Raw genomic sequence first — 25483 nt, 5'->3', positions numbered from 1 at the left:
TAAGAGATTCTTTCGGGAATTTCCATTGTATTTAAGCGTTAAATGCGGTATGATTAAAGACAGACATTAAATATCAAAGAAAGATATGAGTATATAAACGGGGATGTAAAAAATGGACAAAAGAGTTTTGCGTGAGAGGATGCGCAGAAAACAGCAGCAGTTAAGACGGCGGCGGATGATGAAGCGGATAACCTGTGTAGTTGCGGCGATTCTTCTGCTGGTTTTTGTTGTTCGAGGGGTAATTCTTCCCATCGTCAACCATGCAGGCGGCGGAAGCAATAAGGATGCGGAGACAGTAAATGTCCAGGCAAATACCGCCGGAGCTTCCACAGGCAGCAGTACGAAGGACGGTACGGCATCGACGGATACGGCTGCTTCGGATACAGACAGCGCGGATTCCGGTACGGATGCAACGGTGATGCCGGTAAAGGGCAGTGCAGCAGGCGAAAGGCTTTCTGTTATGACTCCGGGATGGCATGAGGATTCTACAGGAAAGTGGTATCAGAATCCGGATGGTACATATTATGTAAATGGTTTTGCGGATATTGACGGAACAACATACAGCTTTGATAAAAAGGGATACATGCAGACCGGATGGGTGGAGAAAGGTGTGAAGGACTATTATTTTAATGAGGATGGCTCTTATGATCCTTCCAAGAAGCGCCCGATGATCGCTCTGACCTTTGATGATGGTCCTGGAGAGTATACAGAGACACTTCTTGATACTGTTGAGAAATACAATATCCATGTTACGTTCTTTATGCTGGGACAGAATGTGGAGGGCCGTGAATCTACCATACAGCGAATGGTAAAGCTTGGCTGCGAGATCGGTAACCATACCTGGGATCATCCGGAACAGACGCTGCCGAATATGGATCTGGATTCTGTTATGCAGGAGTTCCAGAAGACGGATGATGCACTGGTAAAAGCCTGTGGGCAGGCATCAACGGTATGTCGTGCACCGTATGGCGCGATCACAGATGAGCAGATGAGTGCAGTTGGCAAGCCTTTCTTCATGTGGTCTACGGATTCTCTGGACTGGAAGCTGATGGATGCGGATGCAGATTATAACCAGATCATGAATGATTCCTCACTGGGAGACGGTTCTATCATCCTGATGCATGATATTCATGAACCATCTGTGAAGTGTGCCACAGAGAAGCTGATCCCGGCACTGATCGACCAGGGATATAAGCTTGTAACAGTCAGCGAGCTTGCAGAAGCGAAGGATGTTACGTTACAGAGTGCTTCCTATTCTGACTTCTGGGACAGCTCTCTTCAGGCTGGTCGTGTTGCAGGATATGCAGGAAATTCCAGCGATTCAGAGGATTCCTCTGAGGATGGCTCCGATGGAAGCGATTCTTCTGACGGATCGGATGTCAGTGACGGATCTTCCGATGAAGGGGACTATTCCGATGGTTCCTACGACGAATCTTATGACGATGGAAGCGAAGAATATTAAAAAATGACAGGAGAGACCTGAATGACAAAATGTGCGTCATTCAGGTCTCTTTTTTGACTTTATCTGACACTGTCGGATAATAGACACATATTAGCCGGAGAGGGTTTTTCCTTGACTGAAAATATGGGGATTGGTATAATTATAGAATAAAAAATTCCACTTAAAATTGGGGAATGGACGGTGGCAGAACTATAAAGGGAGGTACCTGAAAATGGGAAAGAAATTACAATTTACGGAGCTTGACCAGTATCTGTTTGGTCAGGGCACGAATTATGATATTTACAGGAAGCTGGGAGCACATCCAGATACGCAGAACCGAAAAAAGGGGGTTTATTTTGCAGTGTGGGCACCTAATGCACAGGCGGTTTCTGTTATAGGTGAATTCAACGAATGGGATACGGAGAAGAATCCCATGAAAAAAGTTGGACCCATTGGCGTTTATGAGACATTTGTACCGGGAGCGAAGATCGGACAGCTGTATAAATTTTACATTACAGGTGCACATGGTGAGGAGCTTTACAAGGCAGATCCATATGCCAATGCCGCTGAAATGCGTCCCGGAACAGCTTCTCGTATTACAGATATCACCAACTATAAATGGAAAGATGATACCTGGATGAAAAATCGCGAGAACTTTGATCCGGACACAGGTGCCATGTCTATCTATGAGGTGCATCCGGGTTCCTGGATGAAGCATCCGCAGACAGCAGAGGATGAGGATGGTTTCTATTCCTACAGAGAACTGGCGCCGAAGCTTGCACAGTATGTCAAAAAAATGGGATACACCCATGTGGAGCTTATGGGTATCGCAGAGCATCCTTTTGACGGTTCCTGGGGCTATCAGGTAACCGGCTATTACGCACCGACTTCCCGCTACGGAACACCGCAGGATTTCAAATATCTGGTGGATTATCTTCACCGTCAGAAGATCGGTATCATTCTTGACTGGGTACCGGCACATTTTCCGAAGGATGCACACGGACTGGTTAACTTTGACGGAACTGCTGTATATGAGCATGCAGATCCGAGACAGGGTGAGCATCCGGATTGGGGAACCAAGATCTACAATTACGGACGTCCGGAGGTGAAGAATTTCCTGATCGCAAACGCTCTTTACTGGGTAGAGGAATGCCACGTTGATGGTCTTCGTGTAGATGCGGTTGCATCCATGCTCTACCTGGATTACGGTAAGAAAGACGGTGAGTGGATCGCCAATAAATACGGCGGAAACAAGAATCTGGAGGCTATTGAATTTTTTAAGCATCTGAATACCGTTGTTCTCGGAAGAAATCATGGAACTGTCATGATCGCAGAGGAATCTACCGCATGGCCGATGGTAACAGGTAAGGCAGAAGACGACGGGCTTGGATTCTCTCTGAAGTGGAATATGGGCTGGATGAACGACTTCCTGGAATACATGAAGCTGGATCCATATTTCCGTAAATTTAATCATAATAAGATGACATTTTCTATGACTTATGCATACAGTGAGAAATATGTTCTGGTTCTGTCTCATGATGAGGTAGTACATCTGAAGTGTTCTATGCTGGAGAAGATGCCAGGAGAGCTGGATGATAAATTCAAGAACCTGAAGGCCGGATATACTTTTATGTTCGGGCATCCGGGTAAGAAGCTTCTGTTTATGGGACAGGATTTCGGACAGCTGCGTGAGTGGAGTGAGGCCAGAGAGCTTGACTGGTATCTTCTTGGCGAAGAAAATCATCAGAAGCTGCAGCAGTATGTCAGTGATCTTCTGCATATCTACCGCAAATATCCGGCACTTTACGGTGCAGATAATGATCCATCTGCATTTGAGTGGATCAATGCCAACGATGGCGACAGAAGTATCTTCAGCTTTGTGAGAAAATCTCCTACAAGACGTAATAATATCCTGATAGTATGCAACTTTACACCGGTAGCACGTCCGGATTACCGTGTAGGCGTTCCGAAGAAAAAACAGTACAAGCTGATCATGGATGAGCAGGGGCTTCTTCCGAAGGGCAAGGTATTTAAAGCCGAAAAGAAAAATTGTGACAACCGGGAATTTTCTTTTGCATATCCGTTGGAAGCTTATGGAGTTGGTATATTTACATACTGATATTCTGTATAGCGAAATCTTTGAAAGAAAATATAAAAGATAAAATAAAAATACCGGAGATCTGTGTACCTTTGAAGTGTTGGCTTCAGAGGTGCCGGATCTCCGGTATTTTATGGATCTGGGTATAAACTGGTTACGAAAAGTTATCGCTATTCTTCGCTATCATCGTAGGAACCATCATCGTAGGAACCATCATCGTAGGAACCATCATCGTAGGAACCGTCGTCGTAGGAACCGTCGTCGTAGGAACCATCATCGTAGGAACCGTCGTCGTAGGAACCATCGTCAGAGTAACTGTCGTCGTAGGAACCGTCATCCGAGGAGTCGTCTGTGCTGCCTGAGTTATTATCAGCAGAGTTAAAGTCTTCGGAAGTGATGTCAATGCCTTTATCTGCGTAATATTTTTCTGCTGTGATGGAGTCGGTATCTTCTACGACATTTCCGGATGCATCGATCATGTTCAGGTCTGTGTCAATGGTCACATCCAGGAGGTTGGTTCCTGTGGATGGAGTGACATTCATGGACATGATCTCGTTGAACTTCTTTTTCAGGTTGTCAAGAGTGAATACACCGGAGCCAATGTATGACTGTACACCGTTCTGAGATGCAAGTTCTTCTGTGTAATCGGAAAGCATATATGGTCCGAATTCACCGGCATCGCTGTTGTAATGCATGACCAGAGGTTCCACTGTAGGGGTCAGGATCTCAATTGAGGTCTTGCCGTCCTGTACGGTTTTCTGAATGGTGAATTTTGCCATTCCGCCGAGAAGTTCTTCCAGCTTCTGCTGGGTGGATACGAAATTTCCCAGAGAGTAGAAGACTACAGTTTCATTGCCTTTGTCATCAGTAAGGCGGCCATATGGCTGGAGTACATGTGGATGTCCGCCGATGATGACATTTACGCCCTGCTCCATAAGGTAGGCTGCCCACTGTTTTTCGTATTCGTTTGGCATGGTTTCGTCTTCGGTACCCCAGTGTGCTACAAAGATGATGCAGTCGGCCTGCTGTTTTGCTTTCTGGATCATGGCTGTGATCTTGTCTTTGCGGATCATGTCGATCATGTAGTCTTTTCCTTCAATGCCGCCTACGTTTGTGCCGTAGGTGTAATCCAGAAATGCGATCTTGATACCGTTTACTTCACGGATCTTGACGGTGTCGGCATCTTCCTGGGAGTCGTGGATCCCCAGAAGTGTGACATCCGGATATTTGGTTTTCCAGAAGTTCAGTGTGTCTGTGAGGAAGCCTTCTCCGAAGTCATCGATGTGGTTGTTGGCGGATTCTACTACGTTGAATCCTGCTTTTATAATGGCGTCTCCTACTTCTGTGGGTGTTGCAAAGGATGGGTAGGAGCTTACGCTGTCATGGTCGGTTGTGAAGACGGTTTCCTGATCGATCATTTTGATGTCTGCGTCCTTGATGGCGTCCTGGATGTGGGTGTAGATCTTGTCGTAGTTCCAGTTGCTGTCAGAGGATGCGCCTGCGTCGATGAGACTCTGGTGATAGAGGTTGTCGCCTACTGCGATGACGGAGGCAGTGGTAGTTTCGGCAGTGGTGTCGGCTGCTTCCTGCTCGGCCTTGGCTTTGACTGCCGCGGCTTTTTTCTGGGCGTCTATGGCTGGTTTGCGGATGAGGCGGTAGTCCAGCTGATTGAAGAAGAGGACCAGGATCGCAAGGACGATGACGGATGCCATAAGACTTACGCGGGCATTGCTGCGTTCGCGGAAGTTCAGGGGGATGTTGTCCTTGGGATTGCGCCGGGGTTCTCTGAGGGGATCCGGGGCGGAGCTTTTTTTGAAGACTCCTTTGAGGGAGTCGGGGATTTTGATGTTGGGTGGAAATTTCATTTATGTTTTACCTTGTCTTTCTTTGGATTTTGAATGCGATTGATTGGTGATTGTTCGCTTTGTTATTTTTGATTTTTGTTGTGTGGTTGTATTATAGCAGATTTTTATTTTGGTGGGAAGAGGGTGGTGGGGGTGAACGTACGCCCGAGTCGGGGATGCTGTCTGGTCTGCGGCTTCGTCGGGGGCTGGATTCTAAGACGCCGAAATTCTGCTAAAACCGCTTCAAAATTTCTCGAACTCGCGTCTGACGCCGCTCAGACAGCGAGAATTTTTGAAGCAACGCAGATTTTCGCCGTCTAAGAATCAGCTCCCCTCCTGCAGAGGCAGACCAGACAGCATCCCCGGCACGGACTGTGAGGTTCAGGGCGGTAGGGCTAGGGTGGCTGGGTGGTAGGTTTGTTTGGAGTGGTAGGTTGAGTGGTTTTCCGGTAGGGGATGGGGCATCAGCGCTGCGCTGGATGCCTGGGGCGAAAGGCTGAGTTTCCTTGTGGTCTGACGGAGGGGATGGCCGAGGCGCTTTGCTGTCGGCCTGGTAGTGTGGAGGTGCTTTGCTGTCGGCCTGGTGGTGTGGAGGTGTTGTGTTGTTGGTTTGAGTGTGTCGGAATTTTTGGATGAAATTTCAGTGCTTTTTATTATAGTGTGTGGTATGGGTGGTTTATCTTATAAGATCTTTTTGTCTGTATGGACATTTCTGAAGCTTTAGATTCTGAAGCGTTTTCCATTTTTTGTTACTGTGTATTTTGTGAAATGCTGGTTTATGGTGTTTTCATGTTTTGTTTGTGTGGTATAATTTGTATATACCAGTAGGAGTGTTAATGACCAATAATACTATATTTGATGATGTTTTTCGGACGATGATGGAGAAGATGACTTATCTGATCGTCCCGCTTATCAATGAGGTGTTTCATACTTCGTATCCGGAGAATGTAAAGATTGTGCATCTTCGGAATGAGCATCAGCTGGAGGATGGGGAATTGATCGCGGATGGTCGAATGGATGAGATTGGGAAAATCATAGACAGTGCGGAGGCTTGCAGGGAGTTGTATAAAGAGTATGGTTTGTGAGAAATAAAGAGGATGTTTTGTTACTGGTGACAAATGTCAGATTTTTACAGAAGAGAGGATATAAACATGGGTGTTTACAGGCGTAAGGCACAGTATCATGAGACGGATCAGATGGGGATCATCCATCATTCCAATTATGTGAAATGGATGGAAGAAGCCCGGATCGATTTCATGAAGGAGTTGGGCTTTGGTTATGGTGAGGTGGAGAAGCGGGGGATTGTTTCTCCGGTTGCAGGGATTTCGGTTTCTTATAAGAAGCCGGTGCTTTTTGATGATGTAGTTGGGATTTCGGTTTCGGTGAAGAAGTACAGTGGTGTGGTTCTGGAGCTGGCTTATGAGTTTTTTAATGTGACCAGAAGTGAGGTTTGTACAGAGGCTTCCTCGAAGCATTGTTTTACCAGGAATGGGGAGCTGGTTTCTCTGAAAAAAGAGATTCCGGAACTGGATGTGCTGTTCAGAAGCTGTGTGAAGGGGGATTGAGTCTGATGGAAGTTGTGGAGATGCTTGATAATCTGAAGGAAAAGGCCCGCAGGGACCCGGCGCTTCGGGAGATGTTGCTTGCTACCCGCAGGGAGAAAGCGCCGCTGGCTGCTTTCTGTAAGAAGTGCCGGGAGCTTGGGGTTCCGGTTTATGAGATGGATCTGATTGCAGCTGGTGAGGAATTTTATGCAGCGATGAAGAGGAGTACCAATGGCGGCGGAGAGAATTCTCCGATGCTTGAGGGTGAGGATGATTTTTATGAACTGTTTTTTGCTGGGTTGGAGTGAAAAAACAGTTTCAAAATTCCGCATCAATATACTTCTCCAGCACCGGGAACTGTACACCACCGATCTTCAGTACCTGGCTGTGGAAAGCTTTCAGATCAAAGTCCTGGCCAAGGCGGTTCTGTTCGGAAGTGCGTAAGTCCAGAAGGCTTAAGTAGCCCCAGTAGTATTTCAGATAATTTCCCGGGGTTTCCAGGATATACTGGTAGATCTCGGAGACAACGGCGCTGTCTTCGATACCAAAGGCTTTCAGAAAGCTGGCGGCTTCGGCCTGAGTCCAGCCGTTGTAATGGATCTCAATGTCCAGAAGGGAGTACATGCATAAATTGATGCTTCGGTTCAGCCAGGAGATCCTAGCAAGCTCTGTGGCAGAAGGATCCTGAATATAATCGGCGGCGTACTGGTAGGCATAGGGTTCGATGTAGGTGGCCCATCCTTCTGCAAAGCCGGAGGTGCAGAGAAGATTTCGGATGTTGGAGGTTTTTTGGCGTTGGAAGGTGACAGTCTGGTAAAGATGCCCCGGGAATCCTTCATGTGCCAGTGTGGTAAAAAGCTCCAGGCCCTGGTAGCCGGCAGCCGGATTTATGTAGATCACATTGGGGGTTCCGGTATCCATAGGTGGGGTGAGATAAAAGGCGGGGCTTAGATATTCTTTCATGGAATCGTGGACTGTGCGGAGCTCAAAGGTGACATCTGTGAGAGGTGGGAAGTCTGTTTGGATCTTTTGCTGCAAGGCATTCAGCATCTGGGCAGGCTTTATTTCTCTGAAAGTGATTCCCCGGCTGAGAGTAGTCAGAAGCTCCGGGTTTTGTCGAAGTATGGTTCCTGCGATGCCGATCTCGTCGGAAAGCTGTCCGGAGAGTCGTTTTTCCATTTGCTTTACAGGAACGTAAGAGCCGGTCTGACTCTGAAGAAGATAGAGATAGTAGGCTTTTCCTCCTTTGAAATAAGTCAGGCCACGAGTGTTTTTTCCTGTGCCACGCAAAGCTTCCAGACCGGTCATAAGTTCCTGATAGGCTGGGATGACTTCTGTTTTCATAAGATTTTGGTGGGTCAGGACCAGAGCGTTCTGCTCTGAGGAAGGAAGTTTTCCATATTCGGATAGCTTTTTCTGGAAAATTTCCAGCATATAATTGTTGTCGGGATTCTGGATAAAAGCACTGCATTGTGCAAGGACCCGGTCCAGGGTAGTATCGCTCATAAAGAAGCCAGCTTCGGATTTCTTTTTTTCAAATTCCAGGATGCTCCGAAAGTATGGGCGGATGGTGGTGAGAAGAGTGAGATAGTCGGTGATATCACGATCTTCATAAAAGGCATATTCCGCCAGAAGAACCGGAAGCTGAGCCTGAATACCAAGACTTGGGCCAAGAGGCTCCTGAAGCAGATAATTGTCGCCCAGTGATTTTTCCGTGTGGTAATAGAGGAGCATGGAGTCCAGCGTCAGCTGATTTTCCGTGGAAAGGCGGCTGTAGCGGAAGGATTTCAGCTTTTTTTCGTACTGGCTGCAGATCTGGTATGTATTTTTCATATCTGTGGGGACAGTGCCAAGAGAAGCTTTTTTTCGCCGGATACCCTGTTTTTCCGGATGTGCCAGGGTATAATGGAGGGTAAGGGTGCTGCCGGAAACTTCATTTTGAAAAACTTTTCCGGAAAAGGCTTCGAATTTTCCGTTTTCTGTGATCCCGTGAGTGGAAAAATAACCGGCAGTAAGGCCGGTGAGAAGTGCCAGGATAAGAAGCAGAGTGATGATAATAGGAGATTTATTTTTCCTGATTTTAAGAGACATAAGACAGTCTTTCATTACTGTTTACAGACATATACCATGTGGAGAGTGCTGATGGTCTCGAAGCAAACAGTAACGTCCTTTCAGAGTGGCGCTTTGTTCTATCATATTGGAAAATTACGGAATCTATGATATTATGTGAGCGGAAATATACAAAAATGGAGAAATAACATGAGTGATATTTATGATCTTGCAATTTTAGGCGGAGGTCCGGCAGGGATCACGGCAGCGATCTATGCGTCCAGGGCCAGGTTAAATACCATATGGATCGATAAAAACTTTGCACCGGGAGGCCAGGTCACAGCTACCTATGCGGTGGATAATTATCCGGGAATGCCGGGGATATCGGGCATGGATCTCGGAGAAGCCTTTGGGGCACATGCCCGGAAGCTGGGACTGGAGCCGCAGCGTGAGAAGATTCTTTCCCTGGAAAATATTTCCGGAGAGATCAAGACGATTCGTACAAAAAAGCATGAATATCAGGCGAAAGCCCTGATCCTTGCATTTGGGGCAGAGCACCGGAAGCTGGATATCCCGGGAGAGGATGATCTGAGCGGCCTTGGTGTTTCCTACTGCGCTACCTGTGACGGAGCTTTTTATAAGGATCGGACCGCAGTGGTAGTGGGGGGAGGAAACGTGGCAGCAGAGGATGCAGTTTTTCTTTCCGGCCTCTGTGAAAGGGTATATCTTGTTCATCGCCGTGATGCGCTTCGAGCAGATCAGACACTTCAGGAGAAAATTTTTGCCTGTGAGAATATAGAAATGGTGTGGGACAGTGTTCCCCTTGAGATCCTGGGACAGGACGAAGTGACCGGTCTTAAGATCCGTAATATAAAAACAAATGAAGAGAGGGAGCTGACCGCAGATGGTGTTTTCATTGCTGTGGGGATCGTTCCTAATACGACACTTGTAAAGGATCAGCTCAAGCTGGATGAAAATGGATATATCTGTGCAGGAGAAGAGGGGGTTACCAGCGCACCTGGGGTTTTTGCAGCGGGGGATATTCGTACCAAGGCACTTCGCCAGATAGTAACTGCTGTTTCAGACGGAGCCAATGCAGTGGCTTCCGCACAGAAATATCTCTGGAGGAAAGATAATGGCAACGATTAAGGAAATCGCACAAAGAGCAGGCGTGAGTACAACAACTGTTTCCAATGTCATACATGGAAAAACAAAAAAAGTATCTCCTGCCAATATTCAGAAGATCGAGAATCTTATCCGGGAAATGGGATATGTCCAGAAAATGGGACTGAGAGTTCTGAATAAAGAAAAATCCCAGCTGATCGCAGTTGTGATCAATTATCATAAAGACTTCAGGGATTCTATCATCGGAGATCCTTTTTATGGAAAGATCATCGGTTTTATCGAGAAATACGTGCAGGAGCTGGGATATTATCTGATGCTGTATTCCGCAAAGGATACAGATAAGATATTCCAGATGGTCATGGGCTGGGATGTAGATGGCGTTATTGCCATCTCCTTCAGCAAAAGCAACTGTGAAAAGATCTATCAGCTGATCAACAAACCGATCGTTTCCATTGATGCATACGGTGAGCTTGATGCAGGCCAGGAAAAACATGTCCTGAATATCGGACTGGACGACGAAAGCGGCGGCTATCTTATGACAAAATATCTTCTGGAATGCGGCTATGAGCATATCCAGGTTTGTGCAGGCCGTGATAATGGTGTGGACCATCTTCGTTACATGGGCGCTCAGCGGGCGGCGAAGGATTTTGCAAAGAAAAAGCAGAAGGTGCAGTTTACTGCTCTTGGAATGAACTACGCCAAACGAAAAGAAAGCTATGCGTGTCTGCTCCAGCGGAAAAAACCAAAGGCCGCACTGTTTTTCCTGTCGGACCTCTATGCATTGGAGGCTATCAGCTTTTTCAGCAGTCGTGGAGTAAAGATTCCGGAGGAGATCGGAATTGCAGGATACGATAACATCAGCTATGCGGAATTTTCCGTGCCTCGTCTGACTACTATCAGCCAGAATGTGGAGCAGAAGGCGTCTCTTGCAGTGGAAATTCTGATGGAACGGATCAATGGAGTGGAAAAAGAGCGTGAAAATGAGATCATGCTTCCGGTCACGCTGATCCCCAGGAGATCTGTACAGCCGCAGCATGAGGAAAAGTAAGTCTGCAGAGAATGTACCTGATCTGATCAGGGGGTAGATACGAGAAGTCACTGCAGAACTGTGAAAAATAGAAAATCGGGACTTTCAATATAGTAAGAGTACAGAGAATCTGATATATAAAGATATCAAAAGCCGAAATATACGGGAACTGTCAGTGTCTGACAGTCAGAGTATTTTCGGCTTTTTGTAAATTTACCTGAAATCGTAAAAGAGTTATCCTGTGTAGGTTCGTGCTGAAGATGTGGATAATAAGCATTTGCTGTTCTATGTGAAACCTGCACAAAACCATGATTTTGAACTTGTTACAATGATAGGTTATGTACATAACCTATTTACACAGTCTAACTTTGATGCTATAGTGTGAACATAAAGGTTAGGTACATAACCAAAGGGAAAGAGTACAGAAGGAGTGAATACCAGATGAAACAGATTCTGATCGCCACACATGGAAAAATGGCCTCCGGCATTCGTTATACAGCAGAGCTGATCGTTGGAAAAATGGATGAGATCACAACCATCGACGCATATGTGACACCGGAAGACAATGTGGAGAAAAAGTTTGAAGAATATTTCGCACAGCATGAAAACGACAGGATTTTCGTTTTCACAGATCTGATGGGAGGAAGCGTAAATCAGAAGCTTCTGAGATACAGCCAGAAAGAAAATGTCATACTGATCACAGGAACCAACCTTCCGGTCCTGATGCAGGTTATGATGGCAGATGACGATGTGACAGAGGAGGAGATCCAGGAGTTCATCGATGATGCCAGAGAAGAGCTTCAGATGGTAGACCTTGGCGGTGGAAAGAAATCCACATCTGAAAAAAATGCTGAAGAAGATACTGCACAGGGTATCGAAAATACTGCGCAGATTTCAGAAGATGCTGCATCGTATGCAAAAAAATCCGCACCGAAAAAAGCTCTGGCTCCCCAGTCCTATGACAATTCCACAGCAAAGATCACCGCACTTCGTGTAGATGACCGTCTGATCCACGGACAGGTTGCCATGACCTGGACCAAACAGCTGGCTGTACAGGGAATCGTGGTAGCTAACGACGAGGCAGCTAACGATAACACCCAGAAGATGGCATTGAAAATGGCCGTACCGGGCGGAATCAAATCGCTGATCAAACCGGTGGATGAAGCCATTCGTATCTTAAACAATCCGAAGGCATCCAGGATGCGTATCCTGGTTCTGACAAGAACGGTAAAGGATGCTCTGAAGATAAGACAAAGTGTTGGTGAGATCGGATTCCTCAATGTAGGAAATACGGGACGTTTTGATGGGATCGATGTTTCCGAGAAGCTTGTCCTGACCCCGACTATCATGCTGACAAAAGCAGAACAGCAGGCACTGAAAGAGCTGGTGGCTCTTGATCCGAAGGCCTGTATGCAGCAGGTACCCAATGATGAGCAGAAGCTTGTGAAGGATGTACTGGACAAGCTTGACTGACATCCACTGAATAAATAAAACGTAGCACAAAAAAGGGAGGAAAGAAAAAAATGTTAAACGCATTTCTTGTAGCACTTGCTGTATTTATCTGTGTCGGCGGTGCAGAGCTGGTCGGATTTACTATGCTGAACCGTCCGATCGTCATCGGGCCACTGGTAGGTCTGTTCCTTGGAGATCTTCACACAGGAGTTATCATCGGAGCTTCATTGGAAGCTGTATTCATGGGAGTTGTAAATATTGGCGGAGCTTCTGCAGCAGAACCCGGAATTGCCACAGCCGTAGGAACTGCTTTTGCCATCATGCTGGGCAAAGGTTCTGAGGTAGCCCTGACACTGGCACTTCCAATTGGTATCCTTGGTCTTCAGATCAAGACCGTTCTCTACATCTTTATTGTAGGTATGTTTGCAAAAACTTTCGACCGTCTGGCAGCAGAGGGCAAGGAGAAACAGATTATCGCCCTTCATTACGGACTCTGGGCTGTAAACTGGTTTTTGTATTCCCTGTTCGCATTCTTCGGAATCCTGTTCGGATCTGACGCAGTCAGCGCACTTCTGGATGCGATCCCGGATGTTGTTATGAACGGCCTGACCGTCTGCGGTGGACTTCTTCCGGCAGTAGGTATGGCGATGCTGATGAAAATGCTCTGGGACAACAAGATCTGCATGTTCTACTTCCTGGGATTTGTCCTTGCAGCATACTTAAACCTTCCGCTGATCGCCCTTGCCGTGATCGGTGTGATCATTGCCATTTCCATTGGTATGAACGATTACAAGCTGAATCAGCTTGCAGCACAGAGAGTAGCAGTTTCACCGGCCGGTAGCGCTGACGAATATCTTGACGAAGAAGAGGAGGAATTTTTCTTATGAGTAATTTAACGAAATCCATTCCTGCAGATGAAAGAAAAATGCTGAGAAAAGCGTTCTGGCGTTCCTTTACTCTGTATGCGGCAGTAAGCCCGGCAAAACAGGGAGCTTCCGGCTTCTGCTATTCCCTGATGCCTTTTATCAATAAATTTTACAAAAACGATGAGGAAGGCAAAAAAGCTGCCCTCACAAGAAGTATGTCTTACTTCAATACAACCATCACCTTATCTACATTCATCATGGGTCTTGTGGCATCCATGGAGAAGAAAAACAGCGAGCAGAAGGATTTTGATGCAAGCTCCATCAATGCGGTGAAATCTTCCCTGATGGGACCTCTGGCCGGTATCGGTGATTCCATTTTCTGGGGCGTTCTCCGCGTAATCGCAGCCGGAATCGCAGTAGGACTTGGTGCATCCGGAAACGTTCTGGCACCGATCGTGTTCCTGCTTCTTTTCAACATTCCGTCTATTCTTGTGAAATATTACGGAACATTCCTGGGCTACAAGCTTGGTTCCGAATACATCCAGAGGGTTTATGCAAGCGGTCTTATGAACATCCTGACAAAGGCTGCCAGCATTGTAGGTCTGATCATGGTCGGCGGTATGACTGCCAGCATGGTAACCTTTAACTCCACTTATGAACTCACCATGAAGGGTGAATCTGTTCTGAATCTACAGAACATGTTGGACCAGATCTTTATCGGCATTGTTCCCCTTGGACTGACTCTTCTGTGCTACTATCTGCTGAAAAAGAAAAATGTCAGCATCACAGTTCTGATCATCGGTGTTATCATCCTGAGCATCCTTCTCTCTCTTCTCGGAATTGCATAAGCCTTAAGGATAAGGAATAAAGATCAGAATTATGAAAAGGCGGGCCGTATAGGGTCCGCCTATAAAAAAGCCTAAAAAAAGTTATATCGAAATAACTGACCGCAAAAAGGGCAGTTGAAGAACACCTGACCGGATATAAATAAGCAGCAAATACGGATTATAAATATCTGCTCAATGCAAAATAAAGGAGACATAAGAAATGAAAGATTGGTGGAAGAATTCCGTTGTATATCAGATTTATCCAAGAAGCTTTAAGGACTCCAACGGAGACGGCTTCGGCGATCTCCAGGGCATTATTGAAAAACTCCCCTACCTTCAGAACCTTGGGATCGATGTGATCTGGCTCAGCCCTGTTTTTGATTCCCCACAGGACGACAACGGTTACGATATCAGTGATTACCGAAAGATCTATGCAGGTTTCGGAAGCAACGAGGACATGGATGAGCTGATCAAAAAAGCTCACGAACATGGCATCAAGATCGTTCTGGACCTGGTTGTCAACCACACTTCCGATGAGCATGCATGGTTCGTGGAAAGCCGGAAGTCAAAAGACAACAAATACAGTGATTATTACATCTGGAAAGACCCGAAAGCAGATGGCAGTGAGCCAAACAACTGGGGTTCCAGCTTCTGCGGAAGTGCCTGGGAATACGACGAAGAGCGTGGCCAGTATTACCTTCATTTCTACAGCAGAAAGCAGCCGGATCTCAACTGGGAAAATGAAACTGTCCGTAAGGAAATCTATGATCTGATGAAGTTCTGGATGGATAAAGGTGCTGATGGATGGCGCATGGATGTGATCGCGTCTATCTCCAAGGATCAGTCCTTCCCGGATTACCCGAAGACTGATGACCGCAAGTATTATACAGGAAAATATCACAGCAACGGACCAAGACTTCATGAGTTTATCCATGAGATGAACCGGGAGGTGCTTTCAAAATATGACTGTATGACGGTAGGTGAGGCGCCGGGCTCCACACCGGAGGTTGCAAGACTGTTTACAGATCCGGAGCGTGAGGAGCTGAATATGATCTTCACATTTGAGCATATGAACATCGACCGTATTCCAGGCTCTGTAAACCGCAAGTGGGCACTGAAGCCTTTTGATCTCCGTGATCTGAAACGTGTTATGTCTGAGTGGCAGAACAAGCTTTACAATAAAGGCTGGAATGCTCTGTACTTCGAAAATCATGACCAGCCACGTGTGATCTCCAGATGGGGAAATGACACTACTTACCGCGAGGAATGTGCAAAGGCTTATGCTACCGTTCTCCATGGTATGCAGGGAACTCCTTATGTATATCAGGGAGAGGAGATCGGTATGACAAACGTGCAGTTCCCGCTGGATGAGTACGAGGACATCGAGGTTCGTAATGCATATCAGGACCTTGTCGTTAAGAACAAAACTATCTCTGAGGATGATTTCCGCAAGGCAGTATGGAACAAGAGTCGTGACAATGCCAGGGTTCCGATGCAGTGGGATGACAGCGAAAATGCAGGATTTACAACCGGCAAGCCATGGTTCCGCCTTTCTGACCGTTACCAGGAGATCAATGTAAAAAAAGCTCTGGAAAAAAATGATTCTGTGTTTTATTATTATAAAGATCTGATCCGCCTGCGTCATGGGGAAGAACTTCTTACAGAAGGTGACTATCAGCTCCTTCTTCCGGAAGACGAGAAGATCTTTGCATATTTAAGAACTTCCGACAAAGAGCAGTGGATCGTGGTGGCAAACCTTTCTGAGGATACGGTAAGTACAGAAGGTCTTGCGAAATATGTGTCCGATAAAGAGGATATTAAGATTGCAAACTATAAGGACAGAACAGGGATCAAAGCGGACTTAAGACCGTACGAGGCGTTTATGATGAGGATCCGGTAATTCCTGAGCTGTTGTATATGTAGTAGTAAAGTGGAAGAAAAGTCTTCGCTTTACAGAGAGCAGGTATGAGTATTTGTGCGTATCTGTACTGCCAAAGGATATCCGGGTGCAGTGCAGATGCGCTTTTTGCCTGTGAGGAGAAGACAAACAGGAGGAATTTATGGAAAAATATATCATTGCAGTGGATATGGACGGAACTCTTCTGAACAGTGAGAATAAGATTTCTGAAAGGAACAGAAATGTTCTGCAGCGTCTGATTGATGACGGACATTATGTGGTGCCGGCAACCGGAAGGACCAGAGAGCTGATCCCTCGGGAGTTTTCTGTGCTCCGGGGTGTGAAATGGGGAATCGTGGAAAACGGCTGTGTTGTCTGGGATTACGATAAAAATGAGATGATCTGGCGAAAAACCATGCCCAAAGGAATGGTAAGCAAAATCCTGAAGGATGTGGAAAACAGCGGCGCAAAAGGCTGGATCGCAGAGGCTTATGCAAACGGAATTGCCTATTCTGATGCGGATGCCAGAGATTATGTGGCATCTGTAGTGGATAAAGATCTGCTGGAAAAAACTTTTGTAGATTATTTCCTCAGCAGACATGTATATGTTAAGGATTTTTATCATCAGGAAGATATTCTGGATCAGGCAGAGAAGATCAATATTTATTTTGATGATATGGAGACCAGCAGGGCGCTTCGTGAGAAATGGAAGGATCTGGATGATGTGGCAGTGACTACTTCCATCAGCGGTAATGCGGAGTTTAATGCAGCAGGCGTGGACAAGGGTGTGGGTCTTGCCATGCTTCGCACAAAGCTTGGTATTGACCGGATGCATGTGATCGCTTTCGGAGATAATGAGAATGATCTGGAAATGCTGGAGGGTGCAGGTATCGGTGTTGCTATGGGCAATTCCAAACAGTATGTAAAGGATGCAGCGAATGAGGTGACCGGAGATAACGATCATGATGGTGTGGCGGAATTTCTGGAGAGGTTTTTCGGGCTGTAAGCTGTGGTTGATCGTGATCGTTGATATAAGGGACAGGGAAATGTATTTTTCTCTGTCTTTTTTATTTGCATTTTTGGTGATATAAGGTATGATAAACGAAGAGGATGCGGGGATTGCTGGTTTTGACCGGTAGTTACCGGTGAAAATTATTTGAGGAGATCAGGAGGATATTTTTTAATGAAAAATCTGATACCAAAGCGTGTGATGGAGTATATCATTATCACATTTGCTGTTGTTCTGATGGATGTGGGGATTTATGTATTTAAGTTTCCGAATAATTTTTCCTTTGGTGGTGTTTCGGGTATGGCGGTTGTGTTTTCGCATTTTATTCCGATGACGTCTGCGCAGATCAACCTGGTGATCAATCTGATTTTGCTGGTGATCGGGTTTATTGTTCTTGGCCGGGATTTTGGAGTGAAGACGGCTTATGTTACGGTTGTTTCTTCTTTGCTTCTGAATGTGTTTGAGAAGGTTTTTCCTATGGACAGGGCGCTGACGGGGAATATTATGCTGGAGCTTTGCTTTGCGATCATTTTGCCGGCGCTGGCTGCGGCGCTGCTGTTTTTTGAGAATGCTTCGGGTGGTGGCACGGATATTGTGGCGATGATCATTAAGAAGTATTCTACGATGAATATTTCAGGTGCATTGTTTGCGGTGGATTGTGTGATCGTTGTTGTTTCGTTTATGGTGTTTGATCTTACTACGGGGCTTTGTTCTGTACTGGGGCTTATGGCTAAGACGTTGCTGATCGATAAGTCTATTGAGAGGATGAAGCTGAATAAGTATTTTACGATCATTTCCAGTAAGCCGGATGAGATCTGTGAGTTTATTATGAATGGGCTGGATCGGAGTGCTACGGTTTATCATGGGGAGGGGGTTTATTCACATAAGAATAAGAAGATTATTCTGACGGTTGTTGATGTGAGACAGGCGGTGCTTCTGCAGAGGTTTATTGATGAGGTGGATCCGCAGGCGTTTTTGATGGTTACTAAGAGTAGTGAGGTTGTTGGGAAGGGGTTTATGAGTTATATTTGATGCGATCGTATGGGATTGTATGCTGATCGTAGGTGATTGTGTATGATTGTAAGCTGATGGAAATTAGGAGAGCGTTCTTTGCGGGCTGGATGGGCTGCGGGGCGCTCTTTTTTGTGGTGGATGGCGGATGGTGGATGGCGGATGCCGTCTCCCCGGCTGTTCGGTTCCGGGCGGGAGGTAGTGGTGGGGGTGTGGGGCGACTGGCGGAAGTGGGGATTGATGAGGGCTGGAGGATTGAGTGGATTCCCGGGAGTTGGATGAGCCATCAGCGCTGCGCTGGATGGCTGGGAGGAAGGGATGAGTTTCTTGTGGAAGCCATCGTCGCTGTGTTGGATGGCTGATTGGTGTGTGAAGGTTTTGTGAAAGGGGTTTGACAGGTGGGGGTTTTTATGGTAGGATACACACTTGCGTAACAAATTTAATAAAAATGTAACAAAATGGCGAATGAGGAGCGTGGCGAAGTGGATTGTGAATGTCTGTCTGAATGGATAGATTGTGTTGCTGCGTGGTTTTCTGAGAGGAGTTTTATTGTTTATGTTTTATAAGAAATTTGCTGCTGTTGTTCTGAGTGCTGTTCTTGTGGGTGTGGTTCCTTCTGTTGTTTTTGCAGATGTGGATGGTGTCAGTGCTGTGTCTGATGGAGATGTGGAGGAGCTTTCTATTGAGGATGATTTTTCGGATGGTGCGGATTCTATTTCTGCTTTTGCCAGTGCTCTGGCGGATAAGACGGTTTCTGAGGTTCAGGGGTATCAGGAGGCGAAGGCTGAGGCTGAGATGATCGCACAGGAGAGGCTTGAGGCTGAAGCGGCTGCTGAGGCTGCGCGTAAGGCGGAAGAGGAGCGGAAGGCTGCTGAGGAGGCGCGTCTGGAGAAGCGGCGGGGGATTGTGGATTTTGCGCTGCAGTTTGTGGGGAATCCTTATGTTTATGGTGGTACGAGTCTGACTAACGGGGCGGATTGTTCGGGGTTTGTGATGTCTGTGTTTGCGGAGTTTGGGTATGAGCTTCCTCGTGTTGCTGCAGCTCAGTGTTCGGCTTCTGAGAAGAAGAGTGTTGCGGATATTGAGGCTGGTGATCTGGTTTTTTATGGTGAGGGTTGTATTGATCATGTGGCTCTTTATATTGGTGATGGCAAGATCGTTCACGCCAGTACAGCGGCTACAGGGATCAAGGTTTCTGACTATGATTACCGTGCTCCGGCTGCGGTTGGTTCGTTTGTGGAGTAGGATAAAGATACGGTTGATTTATAGATGTGAAATATAAACTGTCTGCGGAGATTTTTTGGCCGGGTAGGCTGAAAAATAGCTGCAGGCAGTTTTTTTGCAGAAAAATAGTGTATAATTTAACCGAATCAAGTAAGTCTCCTGCGGGTTGCGAAAAGCAATAAGCAGTGGGTGGGGACTTGGAAAAAATTTAGAAAGGTTGTGGGGTTATGAATACGAAGGAAATCAGCGGCAGGCGGCAGATGGAGTTTCTGGCCGGGTTTGATTTTGTCAGAGAAGCGGGTACTGCGGGGGAAGTGAAGGCGGCGAAGATGATCCGGGATACTTTGGACAGCTTCGGAGTGAAGAATCGGATGGAGGAGTTTGATTTTTGGGGTTTTCGGATCAAAAGAGCGGTGCTTAAGGTTGTGGAGCCTTATCAGAAGGAGTATGTGGTGACCGGGTATGGAAGATGTGGAAATACTGGGGCAGAAGGTCTGAAAGCGGATTTTTTGTATGTGGAGAATGGAGATGCTGTCAGTCTTTCACGGGCGAAGGGTAAGATCGTTATGGTGAATGGCCGGGTGAGTGGTGATGTGTATCAGAGACTGGTGAGCGCCGGAGCTGTTGGTTTTATCAGTGTGGAGGGTTCTCCGCTGGATGAAGGGGTGGACAGGGTTCTCTGTCAGCGCAGCCTGCCGATGATCTTTCCGGGGGATGCAGCAGAAGAGACAGAAGGATTGTCGGAGTCTGCAGAGGATATTCACAAGATGCAGGAAAAATATAGTGGCAGGATTCCGGGGGCGAATCTTCATTATAAGGATGCAGTGGAGCTGGTGACGGAGGGTGCGTCTGAGGTGTGCCTGGTTGTGGAACAGGATGTGACGGCGTGCAGATCCCGTAATGTAGTGGCGAGGATCGAAGGTACGGATAAGAAAGATGAGATCTTGACGATTACGGCGCATTATGATTCGGTGCCGGAGGGACCGGGGGCCTATGATAATATGGCTGGGGCAGCGATCATCATGGAGCTTTGCAGATATTTTCAGCAGTATAGACCGCGCAGGACTATGGAATTTGTGTGGTTTGGTGCTGAGGAGAAGGGTTTGCTGGGCAGCCGGGATTATATCAGAGTTCATGAGAGTGAGCTTGGAGCGCATCGTTTTAATATGAATGTAGATCTGGCCGGGCAGCTGATCGGAGGAAATGTTCTGGGAGTGACGGGAGAGGCTTCTGTTTGTGATAAGCTTCTTGAGATCGCTGACGGAGCAGGGATCGGAGCGTCTGTGAAGAATCAGATCTGGGGAAGTGATTCCAATTCTTTTGCATGGAAGGGAATTCCGGCCATGACTCTGAACCGGGATGGTTTTGGCATGCATACTCGTTATGATACGATTGATCTGCTGTCTGCCTGGTCGCTGGAGAGAAGTGCGATCCTTCTGGGATGTATTGCAGATGAACTGGGGAATGCGGAGGTTTTCCCGTTTGAGAGAAAGATGCCGGAGAAATTTATCGGAGAGCTGGATGAATATATGTGCAGATAGTAAGAATCTGATTTTATCTGCTCATAACTGGATATTTGTTATGGAACTGTGGGGACTTGTCTGTTTCGGGAAGAGTACAGACAAGTCCTCATAAGTTATTCAATATTTTCAATGGTTATTGACCTTTATAATTCCGCAAGGGAACATGTGGCTTTGAGTCAGGGGGATATTTGCAGCTTTGTAAGGGATTCCCGGAACAGGGGGCAAGCGGAGGTTTGCAATTGAACCAGTGGAATTACTTGATTTGATCAAAATACGATAAAACAATAAAAAATAATACAAAATAATTGACAGTAAGATATCGAACTGTTATACTGAAATCACAGGCTTTCCAGGGATCAATGCGCCGGATATTGTTTTGCGGAGTATTGATTTCTGGAACTTTTATCACAGAAAAATCAGGAATGAGGAGATAGGACCATGTTTACAGAAGAACGACAGAATGCAATAGAGAAATGTCTCCGCGAAAAAGGAAAAGTCAGGGTCAAAGAATTAAGCGAGATGTTTCAGGTTACGGAGGACTGTATCCGCAAGGATCTCAAGATCCTTGAAAATGCAGGCAGATTAAAGAGGACTTACGGCGGAGCGATCCTGTCACAGGAGTATCCTCTGGAGAGAAACGTAGTAGACAGGCGTATGTACAATCTTGATAAGAAGAAAGTGATTGCTGCGAAAGCCTTCAAGCTGATCAAAAATAACGAAACGATCTTTCTGGATGTTTCCACTACAAATATAGAGCTGGCAAGGCTTATCGCTTCGTCGGGTATGCATGTTGTGGTTGTCAGCAATATGATCGATATCCTGCAGATCCTTGCTGCGAATCCGTCCATCACGGCCATAGGCACAGGGGGAACTATGTACCGTTCGGTGAATGGATTTATGGGAGCTGCGGCCATTGAGGTGATCAAGCAGTACAGCTTTGACCGGGCATTTTTGGGAAGCTGTGGCGTGGATATGACAGATTTTGCAGTTACTACATCCGGAGTGGAGGATGGATTGACCAAGAAGGCGGCAGTGCAGAGCAGCAGACATAAATATGTGGTTATGGAGAGAGAGAAGTTTTATTTTAACGAATCTTATAAATATACACATTTTGATGATATCAGCGGGATCATTACCGATGAATTTCCGGATGATACCATTGTGAACATACTGAGGAATACCGGAGTGAAATTACTCTGAGCAGACAGTAATAAAGGGGGATTTTTACATGAAAGACTATATTCTGGAAACCTGTGTGGATTCTGTGGAATCCGCCATGGCAGCAGCCGAGGGTGGTGCGGACAGATTGGAGCTTTGCAGCAATCTGATCATCGGGGGGACAACTCCCGGCCCATGGCTTTTTGAGGAAATAAGGAAGCGTTCAGATATCCGGATCCATGCGCTGATCCGTCCGCGGTTTGGAGATTTCTGCTATACAGATGCGGAATTTTCCATGATAAGGAATGCCGTAAAGGATTTCCGCAAAATGGGAGCGGAGGGTGTCGTGGTAGGTATCCTGAAACCGGATGGCACCTTGAATATGGAACAGATGAAAGAGCTGATGGATGCGGCGGGAGATATGTCTGTTACGCTGCACAGGGCTTTTGATGTGTGCGCAGATCCGATCGAGGCTATGGAACAGGCAATCTCGCTGGGAATCGATACGATCCTTACATCCGGACAGAAGAATACCTGCCTTCAGGGTGCGGAGCTTCTGAAGGAACTGGAAACCAGGAGTCAGGGACGTATCACCATCCAGGCGGGGAGTGGCGTCGGTGCGGAAGTGATCCGCCATCTTTATCCCCTTACCGGGATTAAGGCTTATCATATGAGCGGCAAGGTTGTAACGGACAGTGCGATGCAGTTTCGCAAGGAAGGTGTCAATATGGGACTTCCGACATTCAGTGAATATGAGATATGGCGTACAGATATTGAAAATGTTCGTGCTGCAAAGAAAGTTCTGGAGGAATTATAATGGCTGAGGGGAAGATTTTTCTGAAAGAAAACCGTGATCGGATTGAAAAAAAATATCGGGAGCAGATGATGGGGTTACCGCAGGTTTTTGCGGAGATTGATAAAAAGCTTGCGGAATGCACAGACGAAGTGGCTCTGGCGTGCAAATATTTATATGCGTTCATGCCATACAGTGATATCGGAAATTACGCGTTTGAAGTATTTCTGGATTATGCGGAGAATGGCGTATATTTATGGAAGGAAAACTCCGGGGTGGCAGAGCTGCCGGAGGAAATCTTTTTGAATTATGTGCTGTTTCATAGAGTAAATGAGGAGGAGATCGCACCCTGCCGTACATTTTTCCGCAGGGAGATCGGAGAGAGAACTGGGGGAATGAGCTTCCGGGAAACTGCCCTGGAGGTGAACTACTGGTGTGCACAGGAGGCTACCTATCATTGTACAGATGATCGTACCCTGTCTGCACTTGCCGTATACCGCAGAGGAAACGGAAGATGCGGAGAGGAATCTGTATTTACCGTTAATGCACTGAGAAGTGTTGGTGTACCTGCCCGTCAGGTATATGCACCAAAGTGGTCTCATTGTGATGACAATCATGCCTGGGTGGAAATCTGGTGTGATGGAAGCTGGTATTTTCTGGGAGCCTGTGAGCCGGAGGAGATCCTGAATAAGGGATGGTTTACCAACGCTTCTTCAAGGGCCATGATGGTCCATTCAAGAGTTTTTGATACTATGATCCCGGAGGGAGAAGTGATCGGCAAAGATGGTATGGTGACTATGCTCAACGAGCTGAAACGATATGCACGGACAAAAGAAATCACTGTGTCCGTAAAGGATTCACATGGAAAACCGGCAGAAGGTGCAGAAGTTTCTTTTGAGGTGCTGAATTATTCGGAATATGCCCCGATCGCAGAACTGAAAACCGACAGTCTGGGAAAAGTCTGCCTGACAACAGGGCTTGGAAGTATCCATATTTCTGCAAGGATGTATGCAGATGGAGAATGGCTGCATGCAGAAAACAGCATGGATACAAAAACAGAGGATTGTTGTGAAATCTGTCTGATGCCCGTAGGAAAGGAAAAGGGTATTTTTTATGAGGAGTGGACGGAGATCGATATGATTGCACCTCATGATGCACCTGTAAATAAAGATATGCCAACACTGGAGCAGAAGGAAAGGGGCAGCAGACGTCTGGCAGAGGCAAACGCTTACAGGGAACAGAAGGTAAGAAACCTGAGCAATCCGGAGTGCCGGAAATTCCTGGAAAAAGAAACCGGAGATTCTTCAATGAGAAAAAAACTCCTTGAAGTCCTCACAGAGAAAGACAGAACAGACTGTATCAGCCAGGTTCTGGAGGAGCACCTGAAATCTGCATTACCGTATGAAAAAAACATGGATGCAGATATTTTTGTACCATATGTACTGAACCCGAGAGTTGACGATGAAGTTTTGCAGAAATACAGAAAAGCGATTCTTGAGCAGCTGTCGGAAGAAGAAAAAAATATGCTGCAAAAGGAACCGGCGAAGATCTGGAAGTGGATTGAGGATAAGATCGTTTCCAGCCCGGAGAAAGAACGCAGCAGTGTGATCACCACGCCGTCCGGATGTCTGAAAACGGGAACAGGAAGTCTTCTGTCAAAGAAGATCCTTTTTGTGGCAATGGCGAGAACACTGGGAATTCCGGCACGCCTGAACCCTCATGACCGTTCCATGGAGTATATGAAAAATGGAAAATTCATCCCGGTATCTGCGGAAACGGAGAAAAAGGCATCGATCCTTCTGAAGGCAAGTGCGGATACACATTGGAAATATTTCCAGAACTGGAGCATCGCAAAACTGGAAGCCGGAAAATATATCACACGGAAGCTGGAAGCCGAAAATTTCAGAGATCAGGTGATGAAGCTGCCGCTGGAAGCGGGAAATTATAGGATCCTTACCTCAAACAGACTGCCAAATGGAAATATATTTGCAGCGGAGTATTATTTTGAGGTTCAGATCGGAGAAATGAAGAGGGTGGAGCTGGCATTTCGGAATGCAAACCTGGAAGACATGCTGGAGAATATCTCCATACCGGAATTTACTCTCAGAAAAGAAGATGGAAGCACCGTGAAGGCGTCAGAACTGACGGCAGATGGGAAGCATATCCTGGCGTTTCTGGAAGAGGAGAAAGAACCGACGGAGCATATCTTAAATGAGATGATGGAGCAGGAAGAAGCTTTTTCCCGATATGCGAAGAGGATCATTTTTGTAGTAAAAAGCAAAAAAGCGCTGGAGACCCCTACCCTTTCAAGAGCACTGGGCAAGCTTGGAAATGTTCAGATCTTATACGATGATTTTTCAGAGATCATCAATACACTGGGAAGAAGAATGTACGTAGATCCGGATAAGCTTCCGCTGATCATTGTGACAAGCGGAAGTCTGAATGGGATCTATGCAACCAGCGGATACAATGTGGGAACCGGAGATATGCTGTTGAGATTGATGTGACAGATATATCGGATATATACAGAAGGGACACAGGCTGTATCATCGACTGTGTCGGTGACGGTCTGTGTCCCTGTAAAAGCTGTGAAAT

At 46.5% G+C, this 25483-nt stretch carries 20 protein-coding genes; 18 read left to right on the top strand and 2 right to left on the bottom strand.

Annotation, left to right across the window (positions count from 1 at the left end):
* Positions 1-112 precede the first annotated feature (112 nt).
* The gene (locus tag NE638_RS09725; RefSeq protein WP_173746109.1) at positions 113-1462 is read left to right on the top strand and encodes a polysaccharide deacetylase family protein; all 1350 of its coding nucleotides are present in this window, start codon (positions 113-115) and stop codon (positions 1460-1462) included.
* A 211-nt stretch (positions 1463-1673) separates the two neighbouring features.
* Positions 1674-3560 (top strand): 1,4-alpha-glucan branching protein GlgB, encoded by a 1887-nt coding sequence (gene glgB, locus NE638_RS09720; protein ID WP_110104071.1) that lies wholly within the window; start codon positions 1674-1676, stop codon positions 3558-3560.
* 149 nt (positions 3561-3709) lie between these two features.
* Here glgB and NE638_RS09715 read toward each other — a convergent pair whose 3' ends face one another.
* Positions 3710-5404, bottom strand: a complete 1695-nt coding sequence (locus NE638_RS09715; protein WP_244094825.1) for a CapA family protein — start codon at positions 5402-5404, stop codon at positions 3710-3712.
* 815 nt (positions 5405-6219) lie between these two features.
* Between NE638_RS09715 and NE638_RS09710 the strand changes: the two genes are divergently transcribed.
* The 3 genes from NE638_RS09710 (at position 6220) to NE638_RS09700 (ending at position 7235) form a co-directional block, all read left to right on the top strand.
* Positions 6220-6468, top strand: a complete 249-nt coding sequence (locus tag NE638_RS09710; RefSeq protein ID WP_118368547.1) for a hypothetical protein — start codon at positions 6220-6222, stop codon at positions 6466-6468.
* Between the two features lie 66 nt (positions 6469-6534).
* A complete protein-coding gene (locus tag NE638_RS09705; RefSeq protein WP_244094824.1) occupies positions 6535-6948 on the top strand; it encodes an acyl-CoA thioesterase in 414 nt (137 codons plus the stop codon).
* Positions 6949-6953: 5 nt separating this feature from the next.
* On the top strand, positions 6954-7235 hold the full coding sequence (locus NE638_RS09700) for a hypothetical protein (protein WP_021651190.1): 282 nt from the start codon (positions 6954-6956) through the stop codon (positions 7233-7235).
* Positions 7236-7245: 10 nt separating this feature from the next.
* Here NE638_RS09700 and NE638_RS09695 read toward each other — a convergent pair whose 3' ends face one another.
* Positions 7246-9018: a DUF885 domain-containing protein gene (locus tag NE638_RS09695; protein WP_244094823.1), complete on the bottom strand. Its 1773-nt coding sequence runs from the start codon at positions 9016-9018 to the stop codon at positions 7246-7248.
* A 168-nt stretch (positions 9019-9186) separates the two neighbouring features.
* On the opposite strand from NE638_RS09695, the gene trxB reads away from it, so the two are divergent.
* From trxB to NE638_RS09630, 13 genes are all read left to right on the top strand, one after another.
* Complete coding sequence (trxB, locus tag NE638_RS09690; protein ID WP_021651187.1) at positions 9187-10125, top strand: thioredoxin-disulfide reductase; 939 nt, start codon at positions 9187-9189, stop codon at positions 10123-10125.
* A complete protein-coding gene (locus tag NE638_RS09685; RefSeq protein WP_244094822.1) occupies positions 10112-11149 on the top strand; it encodes a LacI family DNA-binding transcriptional regulator in 1038 nt (345 codons plus the stop codon). Before trxB ends, NE638_RS09685 begins: the two co-directional genes overlap by 14 nt.
* 420 nt (positions 11150-11569) lie before the next feature.
* Complete coding sequence (locus NE638_RS09680; RefSeq protein ID WP_118368543.1) at positions 11570-12601, top strand: PTS mannose/fructose/sorbose transporter subunit IIAB; 1032 nt, start codon at positions 11570-11572, stop codon at positions 12599-12601.
* Between the two features lie 50 nt (positions 12602-12651).
* The gene (locus tag NE638_RS09675; protein WP_173746106.1) at positions 12652-13467 is read left to right on the top strand and encodes a PTS mannose/fructose/sorbose/N-acetylgalactosamine transporter subunit IIC; all 816 of its coding nucleotides are present in this window, start codon (positions 12652-12654) and stop codon (positions 13465-13467) included.
* Entirely contained in the window at positions 13464-14294 is an 831-nt protein-coding gene (locus NE638_RS09670) for a PTS system mannose/fructose/sorbose family transporter subunit IID (RefSeq protein ID WP_173746105.1), read from the top strand. The genes NE638_RS09675 and NE638_RS09670 overlap by 4 nt, the downstream gene beginning before the upstream one ends.
* Before the next feature lie 199 nt (positions 14295-14493).
* Positions 14494-16173 (top strand): glycoside hydrolase family 13 protein, encoded by a 1680-nt coding sequence (locus NE638_RS09665; protein ID WP_173746104.1) that lies wholly within the window; start codon positions 14494-14496, stop codon positions 16171-16173.
* A 160-nt stretch (positions 16174-16333) separates the two neighbouring features.
* Positions 16334-17176 (top strand): Cof-type HAD-IIB family hydrolase, encoded by an 843-nt coding sequence (locus tag NE638_RS09660; RefSeq protein WP_173746103.1) that lies wholly within the window; start codon positions 16334-16336, stop codon positions 17174-17176.
* A gap of 177 nt (positions 17177-17353) precedes the next feature.
* Positions 17354-18211 carry a YitT family protein gene (locus NE638_RS09655; RefSeq protein ID WP_173746102.1) on the top strand — a complete coding sequence of 286 codons (858 nt, stop codon included), beginning with the start codon at positions 17354-17356 and terminating at the stop codon, positions 18209-18211.
* A gap of 534 nt (positions 18212-18745) precedes the next feature.
* A complete protein-coding gene (locus NE638_RS09650; protein ID WP_173746101.1) occupies positions 18746-19435 on the top strand; it encodes a C40 family peptidase in 690 nt (229 codons plus the stop codon).
* A gap of 206 nt (positions 19436-19641) precedes the next feature.
* On the top strand, positions 19642-20955 hold the full coding sequence (locus tag NE638_RS09645) for a M28 family metallopeptidase (RefSeq protein WP_173746100.1): 1314 nt from the start codon (positions 19642-19644) through the stop codon (positions 20953-20955).
* 420 nt (positions 20956-21375) lie between these two features.
* Positions 21376-22137, top strand: a complete 762-nt coding sequence (locus tag NE638_RS09640; RefSeq protein WP_015525379.1) for a DeoR/GlpR family DNA-binding transcription regulator — start codon at positions 21376-21378, stop codon at positions 22135-22137.
* Between the two features lie 28 nt (positions 22138-22165).
* Positions 22166-22912 carry a copper homeostasis protein CutC gene (locus NE638_RS09635; RefSeq protein WP_173746099.1) on the top strand — a complete coding sequence of 249 codons (747 nt, stop codon included), beginning with the start codon at positions 22166-22168 and terminating at the stop codon, positions 22910-22912.
* The gene (locus NE638_RS09630) at positions 22912-25395 is read left to right on the top strand and encodes a transglutaminase domain-containing protein (RefSeq protein WP_173746098.1); all 2484 of its coding nucleotides are present in this window, start codon (positions 22912-22914) and stop codon (positions 25393-25395) included. The genes NE638_RS09635 and NE638_RS09630 overlap by 1 nt, the downstream gene beginning before the upstream one ends.
* The last annotated feature ends 88 nt before the right edge of the window (positions 25396-25483 follow it).

Origin of the sequence: Blautia sp. MSK.18.38 (assembly GCF_024460535.1) — a bacterium.
Classification (GTDB): domain Bacteria; phylum Bacillota; class Clostridia; order Lachnospirales; family Lachnospiraceae; genus Blautia_A; species Blautia_A fusiformis.
The sequence above is the reverse complement of the archived record's forward strand: the minus strand, read 5'-3'. Positions and strand labels throughout refer to the sequence as shown.

Excerpts from the sequence above, each read along its gene's own strand:
- NE638_RS09650 (WP_173746101.1), top strand. The coding sequence starts at position 18,746 with ATGTTTTATAAGAAATTTGCTGCTGTTGTTCTGAGTGCTGTTCTTGTG.
- NE638_RS09680 (WP_118368543.1), top strand. The coding sequence starts at position 11,570 with ATGAAACAGATTCTGATCGCCACACATGGAAAAATGGCCTCCGGCATT.
- NE638_RS09670 (WP_173746105.1), top strand. The coding sequence starts at position 13,464 with ATGAGTAATTTAACGAAATCCATTCCTGCAGATGAAAGAAAAATGCTG.
- NE638_RS09630 (WP_173746098.1), top strand. The coding sequence starts at position 22,912 with ATGGCTGAGGGGAAGATTTTTCTGAAAGAAAACCGTGATCGGATTGAA.
- NE638_RS09675 (WP_173746106.1), top strand. The coding sequence starts at position 12,652 with ATGTTAAACGCATTTCTTGTAGCACTTGCTGTATTTATCTGTGTCGGC.
- NE638_RS09660 (WP_173746103.1), top strand. The coding sequence starts at position 16,334 with ATGGAAAAATATATCATTGCAGTGGATATGGACGGAACTCTTCTGAAC.
- NE638_RS09665 (WP_173746104.1), top strand. The coding sequence starts at position 14,494 with ATGAAAGATTGGTGGAAGAATTCCGTTGTATATCAGATTTATCCAAGA.
- NE638_RS09685 (WP_244094822.1), top strand. The coding sequence starts at position 10,112 with ATGGCAACGATTAAGGAAATCGCACAAAGAGCAGGCGTGAGTACAACA.
- NE638_RS09695 (WP_244094823.1), bottom strand. The coding sequence starts at position 9,018 with ATGTCTCTTAAAATCAGGAAAAATAAATCTCCTATTATCATCACTCTG.
- NE638_RS09700 (WP_021651190.1), top strand. The coding sequence starts at position 6,954 with ATGGAAGTTGTGGAGATGCTTGATAATCTGAAGGAAAAGGCCCGCAGG.
- trxB (WP_021651187.1), top strand. The coding sequence starts at position 9,187 with ATGAGTGATATTTATGATCTTGCAATTTTAGGCGGAGGTCCGGCAGGG.
- NE638_RS09705 (WP_244094824.1), top strand. The coding sequence starts at position 6,535 with ATGGGTGTTTACAGGCGTAAGGCACAGTATCATGAGACGGATCAGATG.
- NE638_RS09655 (WP_173746102.1), top strand. The coding sequence starts at position 17,354 with ATGAAAAATCTGATACCAAAGCGTGTGATGGAGTATATCATTATCACA.
- NE638_RS09640 (WP_015525379.1), top strand. The coding sequence starts at position 21,376 with ATGTTTACAGAAGAACGACAGAATGCAATAGAGAAATGTCTCCGCGAA.
- NE638_RS09710 (WP_118368547.1), top strand. The coding sequence starts at position 6,220 with ATGACCAATAATACTATATTTGATGATGTTTTTCGGACGATGATGGAG.
- NE638_RS09645 (WP_173746100.1), top strand. The coding sequence starts at position 19,642 with ATGAATACGAAGGAAATCAGCGGCAGGCGGCAGATGGAGTTTCTGGCC.
- NE638_RS09635 (WP_173746099.1), top strand. The coding sequence starts at position 22,166 with ATGAAAGACTATATTCTGGAAACCTGTGTGGATTCTGTGGAATCCGCC.
- NE638_RS09725 (WP_173746109.1), top strand. The coding sequence starts at position 113 with ATGGACAAAAGAGTTTTGCGTGAGAGGATGCGCAGAAAACAGCAGCAG.
- glgB (WP_110104071.1), top strand. The coding sequence starts at position 1,674 with ATGGGAAAGAAATTACAATTTACGGAGCTTGACCAGTATCTGTTTGGT.
- NE638_RS09715 (WP_244094825.1), bottom strand. The coding sequence starts at position 5,404 with ATGAAATTTCCACCCAACATCAAAATCCCCGACTCCCTCAAAGGAGTC.